The organism is Cryobacterium sp. MP_M3 (assembly GCF_015752155.1).
Lineage (GTDB): Bacteria > Actinomycetota > Actinomycetes > Actinomycetales > Microbacteriaceae > Cryobacterium.
The window spans coordinates 116572-132598 of the sequence record NZ_JADOVI010000007.1; the positions used below are offsets into that span (position 1 = coordinate 116572).

At 70.6% G+C, this 16027-nt stretch carries 11 protein-coding genes; 3 read left to right on the forward strand and 8 right to left on the reverse strand.

The features are described 5' to 3' along the window. The first annotated feature begins 94 nt into the window (after positions 1-94). Positions 95-1537, forward strand: coding sequence for a helix-turn-helix domain-containing protein (locus IWX89_RS10120; protein WP_196903440.1), 1443 nt, complete (start codon positions 95-97; stop codon positions 1535-1537). Positions 1538-1616: 79 nt separating this feature from the next. Here IWX89_RS10120 and IWX89_RS19125 read toward each other — a convergent pair whose 3' ends face one another. From IWX89_RS19125 to IWX89_RS10145, 5 genes are all read right to left on the reverse strand, one after another. Next, positions 1617-5789, reverse strand: coding sequence for an Ig-like domain-containing protein (locus IWX89_RS19125; protein ID WP_374220507.1), 4173 nt, complete (start codon positions 5787-5789; stop codon positions 1617-1619). A 186-nt stretch (positions 5790-5975) separates the two neighbouring features. Beyond that, entirely contained in the window at positions 5976-7223 is a 1248-nt protein-coding gene (locus tag IWX89_RS10130; RefSeq protein WP_307836496.1) for an ABC transporter ATP-binding protein, read from the reverse strand. Beyond that, on the reverse strand, positions 7220-8860 hold the full coding sequence (locus IWX89_RS10135) for an iron ABC transporter permease (RefSeq protein WP_196903441.1): 1641 nt from the start codon (positions 8858-8860) through the stop codon (positions 7220-7222). Before IWX89_RS10135 ends, IWX89_RS10130 begins: the two co-directional genes overlap by 4 nt. An 11-nt stretch (positions 8861-8871) precedes the next feature. Then, complete coding sequence (locus tag IWX89_RS10140; protein ID WP_196903442.1) at positions 8872-9924, reverse strand: iron ABC transporter substrate-binding protein; 1053 nt, start codon at positions 9922-9924, stop codon at positions 8872-8874. A gap of 58 nt (positions 9925-9982) precedes the next feature. Continuing rightward, positions 9983-10636: a TetR/AcrR family transcriptional regulator gene (locus IWX89_RS10145; RefSeq protein WP_196903443.1), complete on the reverse strand. Its 654-nt coding sequence runs from the start codon at positions 10634-10636 to the stop codon at positions 9983-9985. A 79-nt stretch (positions 10637-10715) separates the two neighbouring features. Here IWX89_RS10145 and IWX89_RS10150 point away from each other — a divergent pair, with 79 nt between their 5' ends. Continuing rightward, complete coding sequence (locus tag IWX89_RS10150) at positions 10716-11747, forward strand: nitrilase-related carbon-nitrogen hydrolase (protein ID WP_196903444.1); 1032 nt, start codon at positions 10716-10718, stop codon at positions 11745-11747. Then, positions 11744-12796: an agmatine deiminase family protein gene (locus tag IWX89_RS10155; RefSeq protein WP_307836497.1), complete on the forward strand. Its 1053-nt coding sequence runs from the start codon at positions 11744-11746 to the stop codon at positions 12794-12796. The genes IWX89_RS10150 and IWX89_RS10155 overlap by 4 nt, the downstream gene beginning before the upstream one ends. Positions 12797-12889: 93 nt before the next feature. Here the strand turns inward: IWX89_RS10155 and IWX89_RS10160 are convergent, their stop codons facing one another. From IWX89_RS10160 to IWX89_RS10170, 3 genes are all read right to left on the reverse strand, one after another. After that, positions 12890-13768, reverse strand: a complete 879-nt coding sequence (locus IWX89_RS10160; RefSeq protein WP_196903445.1) for an SDR family NAD(P)-dependent oxidoreductase — start codon at positions 13766-13768, stop codon at positions 12890-12892. Next, complete coding sequence (locus tag IWX89_RS10165) at positions 13768-14988, reverse strand: thiolase family protein (protein ID WP_196903446.1); 1221 nt, start codon at positions 14986-14988, stop codon at positions 13768-13770. Before IWX89_RS10165 ends, IWX89_RS10160 begins: the two co-directional genes overlap by 1 nt. Positions 14989-15229: 241 nt before the next feature. Then, entirely contained in the window at positions 15230-16027 is a 798-nt protein-coding gene (locus IWX89_RS10170) for an RNA methyltransferase (RefSeq protein WP_196903447.1), read from the reverse strand.

The window sequence follows — 16027 nt, forward strand, 5'->3', positions numbered from 1 at the left end:
AACTTTGCCCGGTAAATCAAGAATGCGCCTATTTCGCGCATTCCGTGGGCAAACTTTCCGTTAAGAATCGCGATTCTTTCGGTAATGTTAAGGAATGCCCACACGTGCCTCCGACCTCGTCACTCTCGGCCTGCGCATCCGTCATTTCCGCGGCGAGCGCGGCCTCACCCTCGACCAGCTCGGCGATCGGGTCGGCCTGGCCGGCAGCCAGCTCTCCCTGATCGAGAACGGGCGGCGCGAGCCCAAGCTGTCGACGCTGCAGGATGTCGCCACCGCCCTGGCCGTGCCCATCACCGAACTGCTCAGCGGTGAGGCGCCCAACACGCGGGCGGCCCTGGAGATCGAGCTCGCCCGGGCGCAGAAGAACCCGCTCTACGGTGCCCTCGGCCTGCCGACGGTGAAGGTGACCAAGGGGATGCCGCTCGCGGCGCTCGAATCCCTGCTCGGCCTGCACCGGGAACTCGCCCGCCGGGCCAGCGAGGCCATCGCCACCCCGGAGGAGGCGAGGCGGGCGAACACCGAGCTGCGCGAACTCATGCGCGAGCAGGACAACTACATGCCCGACATCGAGCAGCTCGCCGAGGACCAGGTGCGGGCATCCGGTCACGTGTCCGGCGCGCTCACCCACCGCGAGGTGAGCGTGATGGCCGAGCAGCTCGGCTTCAACCTCATCTACGTGAACGACCTGCCCAACTCGACCCGGTCGGTGACCGACCTGGTCAACCACCGCATCTACCTGCCACCGGCGTCGATCCCCGGCGGGCACGGGCTGCGCTCGATGGCGTTGCAGGCGATGGGGCACCGGCTGCTCGGCCACGAACGCCCGGACAGCTACGCCGAGTTCCTCTGGCAGAGGCTGCAGATCAATTACTTCGCGGCAGCCTGCCTGATGCCGCGGAACGCCTCGGTCGCGTTCCTCGCCAACGCGAAACGGGAGCGCGAGCTCTCGGTCGAGGATTTCCGCGACGCATTCGGGGTGACGCACGAGGCCGCCGCCCTGCGCCTGACCAACCTGGCCACCTCCCACCTGGAGATGCCGCTGCATTTCCTGCGGGTCACCGGTGACGGCGCCCTGCAGAAGGGCTACGAGAACGACGGGCTGCCGCTGCCGGTGGACGTGACGGGCTCGATCGAGGGTCAGTACGTCTGCAAGCAGTGGAGCGCCCGCAGCGCCTTCACCCACACCAACCGCACGACCGAGTTCTACCAGTACACCGACACCCCGGTCGGCACGTTCTGGTCGGCCACCCAGACGGGCGCGGCGGATGGCGGCGAGTTCTCGATCAGCGTCGGCGTGCCGTTCGCGCAGGCGAAGTGGTTCCGCGGCCGGGAGACCACCCAGCGGACCGTGTCCCGCTGCCCCGACGAGTCCTGCTGCCGTCGCCCGGCGTCGGAGGTCTCCTCCCGCTGGGCCGGCAAGGCCTGGCCGAGCGCCCGGTTGCACGCGCACGTGCTCTCCCCGCTGCCGAGCGGCACGTTCCCCGGCGTCGACGACACCGAGGTCTACGAGTTCTTGGAGGCGCACGCCTCGGAGTAGCACGCGGCGGCGGCCCCGAAGGTGCCGCCGCCGCGCCGTGTATCAACTCAGTCGGGTATCAACTCCGCCGTGAATCAACTCAGAAGACCCCGCTCACGTCGTCGACGTAATACGTGCGGTCAGACGGCATGGGTGCGTAGCCGCCGGCGCCGACGAAGTAGTCGAAGAAGACGCTCACCTTGTTGTAGGTGCTGGCCAGGTTCAAATTCTGGGTCGGTTTGGTCAGGTCGTACGTCGTCGGCCCGTCAGGGATGAAGTGCGTGGACGTGTCACCGAAGTCGAAGGTCAGGGTCTCCCACGCCCCGGCGACAGTGGTGAACGCATCCGTTTCGACGTTCTGTCCGGGGTTGCCGGCATTCTCGGCCTTCATCCGAACCCGCACGCCCGCAGCCGGGCTGTAGACGCGCATCGTCATCTTGGTGTGAGCGGCCGTGAACGGGATCGTGTCGACGGAGAGGTTCGCGCCGGTGGACACCGTGGTGCCCGCCGTCGCCGACGCCGTGGCCGCCTTGGACACCGTGGCCACCTTGTTCGTGCCACCGGCCGGGTCGGCCACCACCGCGCCACCGTTGTTGCCGAAGTCAGTCAGCGTGTAGGTCTTCGCGCTGTCATCGAACGTGATGGCAAGTGCGGCGGGCGGGGGCGGCGGCTGCTGGCCCGTGAAGGTGAAGTCCAGATCGTCGACGTAATAGGTCTTCCCGGCTCCGGCCGTGCCGAAGTCGAAGAAGATCGACACCTTGTTGTAGGTGACGGCCAGGTCCAGTGCCGCGGTGCCGGCTGCCGGGTTGGCGAAGTTGAACCTCAATGTCTCCCACCCCCCGGCCACCGTCGTAGTGGCCTCGGTCTCGACTGACTGGCCACCGTTCGTCGCGTTCTCCACCTTCATCCTCACCTGGATGCCCGCGTCCGGCGACCATACGCGCGCCGTCACGGACTTCTGGGTGGTGGTGAAGCCGATCTTCGAGATTGCCTGGTTGGCAAGGGTCGACACGGTGGTGCCGGCCCAGACCTCGGCGCCGACCATTTTGACGACCTTCGCCACCGAGTTGGCAGCGTCGGCCGGGTCAGGCGCGATGGTCGAGTCAGCCGCACCACCGAAACCGGTGAGCACCGGCGGGGTGGTCTCGTCGAACGTGATGATCTGGCCCGGGGCCGGCGGCGGCGGCGGAGCCACCTCGGACAGGAAGATCAGGTCGTCGAAGAAATACGTGCGGTCGGAGGGCATCGGTGCATAGCCGCCGGCGCCGACGAAGTAATCGAAGAAGACGCTCACCTTGTTGTAGGTGCTGGTCAGGTTCAAATTCTGGGTCGGCTTGGTCAGGTCGTACGTCGTCGGCCCGTCCGGGATGTAGTGCGTGGACGTGTCGCCGAAGTCGAACGTCAGCGTCTCCCACGACCCAGAGGTCGTGGTGAAGGCATCCGTTTCAACGTTCTGACCCGGGTTGGCGGCGTTCTCGGCCTTGATCCGCACCCGCACGCCCGCAGCGGGGCTGTAGACCCGCATAGCCATCCGGCTCTGCGTTGTCGTGAACGGGATGGTGTCGACGGAGAGGTCCGCCCCGGTGGAAACCGTGCTGCCCGCCGTCGCCGACGCCGTGACGGCCTTGGACACCGTGGCGACCCTGTTCGTGCCACCGGCCGGGTCGGCCACGACCGCGCCACCACGGTTGCCGAAGTCAGTCAGCGTGTACGTTTTCGCGGGGTCATCGAAGGTGATCGCCCAGGACGGCGCCGGCGGCGGCGTCGAGGTCGTGTTGAAGGCCTGTTGCGCGGTGGCAGCGGCGGTGTTCGCGTTGCCGGCCAGATCCGTGAACGTGCCCGCGGCCACGCTGACCGCGACGGTTCCCGTCGAGTCGGCCGGGGGTGACACCACGAGGGTCGCGTGAGTGGCATCGACGCGGACAAATGCGCCCGCGGTGCCACCGGAGACCACGACGTCATCAGCGGTGAAGCTGGTGCCGACGTCCCGGTTGAACGCGAACGCGAACGTTACATCACCGGTCGCGGATGCGGTCGGGACGTTGTCCGAGATGGCGAGCGTCAGCGGCGTCACGGTGTTGAACCCCTGCTGGGCGCTGGCGGCCGCGGTGTTGGCCGTGCCGGGCAGGTCGGTGAACGTGGCCTCGGCCATGCTCACGTTGATGGTCCCGCTCGAATTCTCGGCGGGCGGCACCACCAGGGTGGCCGTCTTGGCGTCGACGCGTGTGAACGATCCCCGCGAGCCGCCCGTGACGGCGATGTCGTCGGCGGTGAAGCTGCAGACATCCTCGCTGAAGGTGAACGTGAAGGTGACCTTGCCGGTCGCCGTGGCGCCCTCGACGTTGTCGGTGATGGCGACCGTGGGCGGCGTGGCGTCGTCAGAGGGAAAGAGGACCACGCAACTGGGTTGTCCGACCCCGGCCTGCGTCACCGCCAAACCTTTGTCGTTGATGACGTGGTCAAGGGTTCCAACGCCGAGCTGGACGCTGAGCAGGTCGTGCATCTTGACGCCCGGCTTGCGGGGCACCTCGAAACCGACCGAGGCGTGGATGGTGGGATCGACGTTGTTGAAGACGTAGCTGCCACCGCCCCACAGCTCGTTCGTGGTCACCGTGTCAGCGACCTTGTAGCCCGCCCACCCCAGGACGCCGTCGTGCTGCCAGGCTGCCTGGTTCGGGGCGTCATAGGGCAGTTCGTTCTGGAAGAAGACGGTCCGGCCGTTCTCCCCGTTCCAGATCACGTTGTACTGCTGGTAGTGCTCGACGAAGAGCCCGGTGGCGGTGACGTTTTCACCGTTGATGATGACGCCGTTCCGTGCGGTGTTGAGGTCCCAGCCGACGCTGCCGGCCGTGCCGTGATCGGCACGCCACGCCCAGATGTCATCGAGGATGGTGTTGTCGGTGTTGACCTCGAGGCTGACCGTGGCCTTGCCCACGTGCGGCCCGCCGATCCGGAAGAACACGTCCTGCAGGGCGGTCGGGTTGGCCGGACTGCTCTTGCCGCGATGGGCCTTGGTTCCGATCTTCAGCAGTACCGGCGAGTTCTTGGTTCCCGCGTCGATCGTGACGCCGGCGATGTCGATGCCGGGGACGTCGGCGGTGCTCATCACCACTGCACCGTCCACGGCCGTCAGCGTGGCCAGGCCCATGCCGAGCACGACGGTGTCCGCGTTCTTGACCGTGATCGTCTTGTTGACGTCATAGACGCCGGGCGTGAGCAAGAGGTTCTTGCCTTTGGCGAGCTTGCTGTTGATGGCTGCCACCGAGTCGGACGGCTTGGCGACGAAGAAGTTCGACAACGCGATCGCGCGTCCGAGCGTCGGCCCGTTCTTCCAGGTGGTTCCCGAGTAGTTGGTGCGGGGAGCCGGCACGAAGACCTGCCACGCCCCCGCGGAATCGATGAAGAGGTACGGCTTCTCCCGGCTGGCCGGGCTCTTGGCGAGGGTGGTGTACGGGGGCTCCGGGTAGGACTGCGCGGGCGCGCCCTTGACCCCGGCGAAGACCTGGTTCCACACTCCGTTCGACCAGGCACCGATTTTGCTGTCCCGCACCAGATACTGCTGCTGCGAGCCGTTGATGATATCGCCGGTCTGGGAATCGGCGATGAAGCCACCACTGGCGAACTGGGGACCGTCGGTGCAGAAGTCCATCAACGACAGCTTGCCGCCGGTGATGTTGACCCTGCGCATCGGCGAGGCCTGCGAGGCTGCCCAGAAGTTGGTGCCGGCCCGGCAGCCGTCCAAGCCGGTGACGTTGATCGTGAGGTTCGACACCGAGCGCCAGAAGCTGTCCAGTGCGAAGCAGCCCGTTTCCGTGCGGCACCGGTTGTAGACGTCAACGTGACCGTTGATCGTGACATCGGTCGGGGATTGCCCCAGTCCCGCCACCTCGGTGTAATACCCGACCTGGATGATGAGGGGTTCCTCGGCGCTGCCGTAGGTGCCGGGCTTGAACAGGAGGGAATACCGGTTCGTGCCCATCTCATCGTTGACCTGCGTGGCCGTGATGGCGTCGACCGCGGCCTGGATATCGGCCACGGGCATGCTGGGGTCGAAGATCTTGACGTTCGGGCCGAAGTCAGGGGCGGTCGCGGGCGCAGGTTTGGCCGCGGCGGCGAGGGCAGCGGCGGGGGCAGCCACCAGCCCTGTGCCGGCGGTCAGTACGCCCAGCACGACGGCGACGGCGCCGGCGATCAGCCGCATGCGGAGGCGGGAGGGCTTCCAGATCCGGGTCTCCGAGGCCTCGCGGCCGGGTCGGACATGGGATAGCGACATTGCTGTTCCTGCTCTCTTCGGAGGGTGCAGCCGTCGGTTTGCGGTGAAGACCACATTCGTGAGAGCGCTCCCACGGGAGAGCGTAACACCCCCGTCCGGGGCTGGGCAAGAGTTCCTCGCCGATCCCGGAGTGCGGGCAGGCCCAGCGCGGGCGTGTCAGCGCGGGTCAGCGCGGGTCAGCGCGGGTCAGCGCGGGGGTCTGGGGGCGGCGGGCAGCGACGGATGCCGGTGCGCCGTCGCCAGGGCGGCCGCCGCGAACGCCGTGGCCGTGCCGCGTGCCCGGAGGCTGACCCAGCTGCCGACGATGGTGCCGGTGGTGCCGTGCTGCCGCACGTGCACGATGGTCCCGGGGCTGCCGGGCACGTGCAGTCGCACCGCGAGCTGCACCTCGGCGCCGTAGAAGTCGACCGACTCGACCTGGCCGGTGCAGGTGCCCGTTCCCGTTCCGCCGGCGTCGCAGGGTTCCACCACGATCTGTTCGGGGCGCAGCATGATGCAGGCGTCGCCGTGCAGGCCGGTGGGGGCGACGGCGACCTCGCCGAGGGCGCAGCTGGCGACGCCGTCGCCGATGGTGGCGGGCAGCACGACGGCGTCGCCGAGGAAACGGGCGGTGAACAGGTCGACCGGCCGCCAGTAGAGCTCCCGCGGCGAACCGACCTGGCCGAGGTGGCCGTCGCGGAGCACCGCGAGCTGGTGGGCGAAGCTCATCGCCTCGGCCTGGTCGTGGGTGACGAGCACCGTGGTGATCCCGGCGCGCTCGAGGGTGGCGGCGACGATGTCGCGGGTGGCGGCGCGCAATCCGGCGTCGAGGGAGGAGAACGGTTCGTCGAGCAGCATGACCTTCGGGCGCCGGGCGAGCGCGCGGGCCAGGGCGACGCGCTGCTGCTGGCCGCCGGAGAGCTCGTCAGGGCGGCGGCCGGCGAAGCCCGGGTCGAGCGAGACCATGCCGAGGAGTTCAGCGACGGCCTTCTTGCGCTCACGCCGGGTGCCGCCGCGGAGGGCCGGGCCGAGGCCGAACGCGATGTTCTGCCCGACCGTGAGGTGCGGGAAGAGGGCGCCGTCCTGGGCGACGTAGCCGATTTCGCGCCGGTGAGCCGCGACAGCAACCCCGGGACCCGCGACCAGGCGGCCGTTGACGGTGATCGTGCCGGCGTCCGGAAGCTCGAAGCCGCTGATCAGGCGCAGCAGCGTGGTCTTGCCGGAGCCGGAGGAGCCGACGATGACCGTGCGGCTGCCCTCCGGCACGGAGAGCGAGACCCGGTCAAGAATGGTCGTGCCACCGAAGCTCTTGCTGACCCCGGCGAGCTCGATCGCGGCCCGGCCGGCCGGCATCCGCTCGGCCGCTGCGCCCGCACCCTCGGCCGCACCCTCGGCCGCTCCCTCGGCCGCTCCCTCGGCCGCGCCGGCCACGCCCACGTCGGTCACGTCGGTCACGAGACGCTCGTCAGGCGGGAGCGGGCGAACAGGAGGTAGGTCACGGGGAGGCTGAGCGCGATCATCAGCAGGGCATAGGGGGCGGCGCCGACGTAGTTGATGTCATTCACTTTCGACCAGAATTGGATCGCCAGGGTGCGGGTGCCGTTCGGGGCGAGCAGCAGGGTGGCGGTGAGTTCGGTGACGATCCCGAGGAAGACGAGCGCGCCGGCGGCGAGCGCGGAGGGGGCGAAGAAGCGGGCGGTGACGCTCAGGAACGCGCCGATCGGGTGCTTGCCGAGCGACCGGGCGGCCTCCTCCAGGCCCACCGGCACCTGGGCGAGCCCGGCCCGCAGATTCACGAGCGCCCGCGGCAGGAACATCAGCACATAGGTCGCGATCACCAGCACCACGGTCTGGTAGAGCGGCTGCACGAAACGGATGCTCACCGTCACCAGGGCGAGCGCCGTCACGATGCCGGGCAGGGAGCTGGTGAGGTAGTTGACCGACTCGAGGCCGCGGGCGAGCCGGCTGGGGTAGCGCACGGCGAGGAACGCGATCGGGAAGGCGAGCAGGCAGGTGGCGACCGCGCCGATCAGGCCGTAGCCGACGGTCTGCAGGAAGGCTTCGCCGACCACGCCGTCGGCCCAGACCGCGGAGCCGCCCTGCACCAGCCAGCGGATCACGCTGGTGAACGGCACGCCGATCGAAAGCACGAACAGGCCGCCGAGCACAAGATAGCCGAGCGGCGTGAACCGGCCGAGGGAACGGCGCGGGGCGGGGCGGGCCACGCCGGAGCCGATCCGGGCGTAGCGGGCCCGGCCCCTCGCGCCGGACTCGCCGACGAGGAGGAAGAGGCAGCAGAGCACGAGCACGCCGGCGAGGGCGTTCGCCGCCGGGCCGTTGAAGGTTGACCGGTACTGCTCGACGATGGCCGTGGTGAAGGTGTCGAAGCGCACCATCGCGAAGGCGCCGTACTCGGCGAGCAGGTGCAGGCCGACCAGCAGCGACCCGCCGAGGATCGGCAGGCGCAACTGGGGCAGGATGACGCGGAAGAAGACGCCCCAGGCGCCGCTGCCGAGCGACCCGGCCGCCTCCTCCACGGTGGGGTCGAGCCGCCGGAGCGCGGCAGCGCACGGCAGGTAGACCAGCGGGAAGTAGGAGAGGGTGGCGATCAGGACGCCCGACCAGAGCCCGTTCAGCGACGGGATGGCGCTCACCCAGCCGTAGCTGTTCACGAACGCCGGAACGGCGAGCGGCGCCGCGAGCAGCACGGCGAAGACGCGGGCGCCGGGCAGCGTGGTGCGGCCGACCAGCCAGGCCGCGCCGACCCCGATGCTCGCGCAGAGCGGCACCGTGATCACGACCAGGCCGACAGTGTTGACGAGGAGCTCGCCGACCCGGGGCCGGAACACCAGCGCCGAGAGTTCGGGCCAGCCGGTGAGGATCCCGGTGACGATGACGTAGCCGAGCGGGAGCAATCCGAGCAGCGAGACCGTGCACGCCACGGCGACGATGAACGGGGAGGGGCGCCTGCCCACCCGGCCGACGGCATCCGTGCCCTCCGGACCCGCGTCGGCCGCCGGGCTCGCCGGCGGGAGGGACGCGGGATCCGGGCGTTCGGGCGCCGGGCTCGCGGGTGGCAGGGTGACGGACATCACTGTCGAGTTTACAGAAGCCCGGCCTGGGTCATCAGATCGGTGACCTTGGTGCTGTTGAGCTTCGACGGGTCCATCTTCGGCGCGTCGAGGTCGCTGATCGGCACGAGCGCGGGGTTCGCGCTGACTCCGTCGGCGACGGGGTATTCGAACGAGGTGCCGGTCTGGAGGATGGTCTGGCCGGCCTTGCCGGTGATGAAGGCGAGGAACGCCTGCGCCGCGACCGGGTTGGGGCTGGACTTCAGCACGCCGCCGCCGGAGAGGCTGAGGAAGGCGCCCGGGTCCTGGTTCTTGAAGTAGTGCAGCTTGGTGCTGTCGCTGTTCTCCCCCGTGCCGGCCTGGTCACCGAACCAGTAGTAGTGGTAGATGACGCCGCCGGGGATCTCTCCCGCGTTGATGGCCTTCATCACCGTGCTGTTGCCCTTGTAGACGACGGTGTTGCTCTTCATCGCCTTGAGCCAGGCGGTCGTCGCCGACTCTCCCTTGAGTTCGAGCATGGCGCTGACGATGGCCTGGAAGTCGGCTCCCGACGGGGAGGCGGCCCAGCGGCCCTTCCAGCTCGGGTCGGCCAGGTCGAGAAGCGACGTGGGCAGCTGGTCCTCGGTGAGCAGGGCCGGGTTGTAGGCGAAAACGGTCGAGCGGGCTGCGATGCCGGTCCAGTTGCCGGAGCTGGGCTGGAACTGCGCGGGCACCTGGGCGAGCGTTTCGGCCGCGACCGGGGTGAAGAGCCCGGCGTTGTCGACCAGGCTCATCGCCGGGGAGTTCTCGGTGAGGAAGACGTCGGCCTTCGATGCCGACCCCTCCTGCACGAGCTGGTTGCCGAGCTCGGAGTCGTCGCCGTTGCGCAGGGTGACCTCCACCCCGGTCTTCTTGGTGAACTCGTCGGCCCAGGCCTGGGTGAGCTCCTCGTGCTGCGCGTTGTACACGGTGATGGAGCCGGACGGCTTGCCGCCGGACGATGCCTCCGGGCCGGATGCCGCGCCGTTCCCGCTGCAGGCGGTCGCGCCCAGCACGGTCACTCCGGCGATGCCGGCGATCATGGCCCATCTGCGTGTCAGTCTCATCGTGTCGCGTGCCCCGTCTGTCGTGCGGGCAGCGCCCGCGGTATTAGGTAAGCCTACCCTAATCCAAATAGATCTCTGTCGTGGTGCCGAGCGCCCCGGAGACCAGGCCGAGTTCGTGTTCGGCGACCGTGCGCACCAGCCCGCGCAGCGACGCGGCGTGGCCGTAGCGCACGATGGCGTGGGCGTTCAGCCCGTCGATGATACCGAGCAGCTGCCAGGCGACCGCGTCGGGATCGGCGGCGGTGAACTCGCCGGCGGCGACGCCCGCGCGCAGGAGCCCGGAGACGAAGGCCTGCCAGGCATCCATTTGCACGCCGACCTCAACGGCGAGCGCAGGATTGCGCCGGCCGAGGCTCCAGGCATCCAGCCAGAGCGCGGTGACCGGGCTGCGCTCCGGCCCGAGCAGGGAGTCGATCAGGGCGCCGAGCGCGGCAACCGTGCTCGGGCACGGCGCCAGCTCCTCGGCCACCTCGCCGATCTCGGCGGAGACGACAGCGCCGAAGGTATCGGCGACCAGCACATCCATGCTCGGCTGATAGTGGCTCACCAGTGCGGGGGTCACCCGGATCCGGGCGGCGACGCCGCGCAGGGTGATGCCGGCCAGGCCGTCGGCCAGCGCGATCTCCCTGGCCGCTCCGGCGATCTCCGCCGCGCGGTCGGCCGGCGACTTGCGGCGGGCGCCTGGCCGAGATTCGCTCTGGACGGTTGACATGGAACCTCAGTGTATATAGCTTTGCTTCTACCTTGTTGATCGCACGATCAATTACCCCCGCAGCCTCACCGGAGATCTCATGCGCCTCATCCTTGCCCCCGGCATCGCCGTTCCGCTCACCCGCGTCACCCCCGTGGATGCCTCCCCCGCGGTCGCGACCCCGCTCCGGGTGGCGCTCGTACAGCATCGCTGGCACGCCGACCGGGCGGCGCTAACCGCGGAGCTGGCCGACGGCATCCGCCTGGCCGCCGCGGAGGGCGCCCGGGTCGTGTTCCTGCCCGAGCTGACCCTCTCCCGCTACCCCGGCAACGAACGGGCCACGGGCGTGCCCAAGCTCGGTGCCGAGGACCTGCTGACCGGGCCGACGTTCGCGTTCGCGGCCGCCCAGGCCCGCGAGCACGGCGTCGTCGTGCACGCCTCGCTCTACGAACGCCCGGACGATTCCGACGCACCGGCCGACCCGCGCGGCTACAACACCGCGATCCTGGTCTCGCCGGCCGGCACGCTGCTCGGCCGCACCCGCAAGCTGCATATTCCGGTCACCGAGGGCTACTACGAGGACACCTGGTTCCGGCCGGGCCCCGCGGAGGACGCCTACCCGGTCTACGCGCCGGAGGAGCTCGACGGCGCCCGTGTCGGCCTGCCCACCTGCTGGGACGAGTGGTTCCCCGAGGTGTCGCGGCTCTACGGCCTGGCCGGCGCGCAGCTGCTGGTCTACCCGACGGCGATCGGCTCCGAGCCGGGGTTCCCGGCCTTCGACACCCAGCCGATCTGGCAGCACGTGATCGTGGGCAACGGCATCACCAGCGGGCTGTTCATGGTGGTGCCGAACCGGCACGGCGACGAGGGAGACCTCACCTTCTACGGCTCGTCGTTCATCTCCGACCCCTACGGCCGCGTGCTCGTGCAGGCGCCGCGGGACGAGTCGGTCGTGCTGGTGGCCGACCTCGACCTGGCCCAGCGGGAGGAGTGGCTCGCGCTGTTCCCCTTCCTCGCGACCCGCCGCCCCGACAGCTATGCCGGGCTCACCGCGCCGGTCGACCCGGCGCTCCCGTACGGCGCGGCGGGGTCCCCCCCGGGCGCCGACGCGGCAGCCGGGGCCCGGTCGTGACCTGGCGGATGCCGGCGGAGACGGCACCGCAGGACCGGGTCTGGATGGCGTTCCCCGCGTCGGGCTACACCCTCGGAGACGACGCCGGCTCGGCCGCGGAGGCCCGCCAGGCCTGGGCCGATGTGGCGCACGCCGTGCTCGAGTTCGAGCCGGTCACGATGGTCGTCGATCCGGCCGAGGCCGATGCTACCCGCCGCTATCTGTCCGCGGCCGTCGAGATCGTCGAGGCGCCCCTCGACGACGCGTGGATGCGCGATATCGGCCCGAGCTTCGTGCTCGACGGCGGTGACGATGAGACCGGAGGGCCCGGCCCCGGCACTCTCGGCGCGGTGGACTGGACTTTCAACGGCTGGGGCGGACAGGACTGGGCGCGCTGGGGCAAGGACGCCGAGATCGGCAGTCTGGTCTCGGGATTGTCGGGGGCCACCCGCATCCCGTCACCGCTCGTGAACGAGGGCGGCGGCATCCAGGTGGACGGGCTGGGCACGGTTCTGGCCACCCTGAGCGTGCAGCTCGACCCCGGACGCAACCCGCTCGCCGACCGGGCAACGGTCGAGGCCGAGCTGGCGCGCACGATCGGGGCCACCCACGTGGTCTGGCTGCCGCGCGGGCTCACCCGGGACCAGGAGCGTTTCGGCACCCGGGGCCACGTGGACATCGTCGCGGCGATCTCCTCCCCCGGCACCCTGCTGGTGCACTCGCAGGACGATCCGGGGCATCCCGACTACCAGGTCACCCGCGAGCTGCGGCAGGTGCTGGCCGAGTCGACGGATGCCGCTGGCACCCCCTGGAGGATCATCGACCTGCCTGCCCCGGCCGTGCTGCGCGATTCGGAGGGGTTCGTGGACTACAGCTACGTCAACCACCTCGTGGTGAACGGGGGTGTGATCGCCTGCAGTTTCGGCGAGGAACGCGCCGACGAGGCCGCGCGGGAGATCCTCGCCGCCGCCTACCCCGGCCGGAGCGTGGTCGCCGTCGAGGCCAGGCCGCTGTTCGCGCGCGGCGGCGGCATCCACTGCATCACGCAGCAGCAGCCGTCCGCGCGCTGACGCGCCCGGCCGCTCCGGGATGGAGTTTTTCGCGCCGCGCCGCACTTCCGGCCACGGAACACGGCGTGTCCCAAAGAACTCCACCCCGAGGCGTTAGCGCGGGGGCATCCGGATGGCGCCGTCGAGCCGGATCGTGTCGCCGTTGAGCATCGGGTTCTCCACGATGTGCCGCACCAGGGCGGCGAAGTCGGCCGGGTCGCCCAGCCGGGCCGGGTGCGGCACGGACGCCGCGAGCGACTCGCGCACGCTCTCCGGCAGCCCCTGCAGCAGCGGGGTGTCGAAGATGCCGGGGGCGATGGCGACCACCCGGATCAGCGACGGGGCGAATTCGCGGGCGAGCGGCAGGGTCATCGCGGCGACCCCTCCCTTCGACGCCGCGTACGCGGCCTGCCCGATCTGCCCGTCGAAGGCCGCGACCGAGGCCGTGTTGATGATCACGCCGCGCTCGGGGATGCCGGCCGGTGCGCTGGGCGCCGGGATGCCGTCCGGCCCGCCGGGGTTCGACACCGAACTCTCGGCTGCACTGGATCCGGAGCCCGCACCCGCATCCGCGCCGGTGCCCGCGGCGCCGACCGGGTCGGTCGCCTGGATCGCCGCCGCGGCCAGCCGGATCACGTTGAAGGTGCCGGCGAGGTTGATCCGGATCACCCGGTCGAAGTCCTCGAGCGGCAGCGGCCCGTCCCGCCCGACCGTGCGCTGTCCGGGGGCGATGCCCGCGCAGTTCACCACGATCCGCAGTGGGCCGAGCGCGGTCGCGGCGTCGACCGCGGCCTGCACGTCCTCGGCGCGGGTGACGTCCCCGGCCACGAACCGGGCCCGGCCGCCGAGCGCCGCGGCGGCCTCCTCCCCCGGGGAGCCGGGCAGGTCGAGCAGCACGACCGCCGCGCCGGCCGCGGCCAGGGAGCGGGCGGTGGCCAGGCCGAGACCGGATGCCGCACCGGTGACGAGCGCGGAGCATCCGTCGATGCGCATCAGAGCCTCTCGATGATGGTGGCGTTGGCCATGCCGCCGCCCTCGCACATGGTCTGCAGGCCCCACCGCCCGCCGGTGAGTTCGAGATGGTTGAGCAAGGTGCCCAGCAGCCGGGTGCCGGACGAGCCGAGCGCGTGCCCGAGGGCGATGGCGCCGCCGCGCGGGTTGAGGAGGGCCGGGTCGGCGCCCAGCTCGCGCAGCCAGACGAGCGGCACGCTTGCGAACGCCTCGTTGACCTCGTAGGCGTCGAGGTCGTCGATGCCGAGGCCGGAGCGTTCGAGGATGCGCCGGGTCGCCGGGATCACGCCGGTCAGCATGAGCTTCGGGTCGCTCCCGGTGACCGCGAAGCTGTGGAACCGCGCCCGCGGGTTGAGGCCGAGCTGGGCGGCCCGTTTCGCGCTCATGATCAGGGCCGCGGAGGCCCCGTCGGTGAGCGGCGAGGAGTTGCCCGCGGTGATGTGCCAGTCGAGTTTCGGGAACCGGGCGGCGAGCGCGTCGGTGCGGAACGCCGGCGGCAGCGCGGCGAGGGAGTCGAGGGTGGTGCCGGGGCGGATGGTCTCGTCGTCGGTGACGACCCGGCCGTCGGGGAGGGTGGTCGGGCGAAGCTCGCCGTCGAAGTCGCCGCGGTCGGCCGCCGCGGCGGCGAGCCTGTGCGAGCGGGCGGCGAAGGCATCCAGCTCGCCGCGGCCGAGCCGCCATTGTTGGTTGATCAGCTCGGCCGAGACCCCCTGGTTGACCAGACCCTGCGGGTAGCGGGCGTGCATCAGGGTGCCGTGCGGGTCCTGGCCGGGGACCTCGGCGCCGGAGCCCTGCCCCGGCGCCCCGCCGAGCGAGGAGCCCAGCGGCACCCGGCTCATCGATTCGACGCCGCAGGCGATGACCACGTCGCAGCTGCCGGACATGACCGCCTGCGCGGCGAAGGCGGCGGCCTGCTGGCTCGAGCCGCACTGCCGGTCGATGGTGGTGCCCGGCACCGACTCGGGGAACCCCGCGCTCAGCAGGGCCGTGCGCACCACGTTGTAGCTCTGCTCCCCGACCTGGCTGACGCAGCCGCCGATCACATCCTCGACGAGGGCCGGGTCGAGGCCGTTGCGGCTGACCAGCTCGCGCAGCACTCCGGCCAGGAGGTCGGCCGGGTGCACACCCGAGAGGGCACCCCCCGGCTTGCCCCGGCCGGACGCGGTGCGCACGACATCGACGATGACAGCATCATTGCTCATGCCCTCAGCCTAGGCTTCCGCGCCGACGCCGCGGCGACCCCCGCGCGGGCCCCCGCTGCTGACCGCCCCTGGTCGACCTGCCCGGCGGGTGTGGCTAACTCAGGAGTTCTGGGGCGGCATCCGCGCGCCACAGCACTGGTCCGGGGGCGCGGACGCGGCCGCCCCGCAGATCTCCTGAATTAGCCACGGGGGTGGGGGTGGCTGCCCGGGCAGCAGGAGGCGCGGATCGGCGGAGGTCCGGTCAGCCGGAGAGCGCCCACATGGCGACGGCACTGGCCGCGGCCACATTGAGCGAGTCGATGCCGTGCTTCATGGGGATCTGCACGATGCTGTCGGATGCCGCGAGCGCGTCGCCGGTGAGCCCCTCACCCTCCGCGCCGAGCAGCAGGGCCAGCCGCTCGTGCTCGGCGCCGCGGAAGTCACGCAGGCTCACGGCATCCTCGGCCAGCGCGAGCGCTGCCACGTGGAAACCGTGCCGGTCCAGCACCGCGCGGGTGCTCGGCCAGTCGCCGACGCGGGTCCACGGCACCTGCAACACGGTGCCCATCGACACCCGGATCGCCCGGCGGTAGAACGGGTCGGAGCAGCGCGGCGTGACCAGGATCGCATCCGCGCCGATCGCGCCGGCCGAGCGGAAGATCGCGCCGACATTGGTGGGGTCCGACACGTTCTCGAGGATGACGATCCGGCGGGCGCCGGCGAGCAGGACGTCGGGGGCCGGCAATTCGGGCCGGTGCATCGCCGCGATCACTCCGCGGTGCAGGATGTACCCGGTCAGCTCCGCCAGCAACTCGCCCGGGCCGACGAAAACGGGCACGTCGTCGCCGACGAGCGCGCGTGCCTCGTCGACGGTGTTGCCGAGCGCCAGCACCGACCGCGGCCGGTGCCCGGCCCGCAGCGCACGCTCCAGAACTAATGCCGATTCGGCTATATACAGGCCGTGCTCGGTGCCGCGCGCCTTCTTCAGGGCGACGTCGGTCAGATGGGCGTAGTCGACCAGCCTCGGATCGCTGAGGTCGCTGATCTCGATGACGGGCAT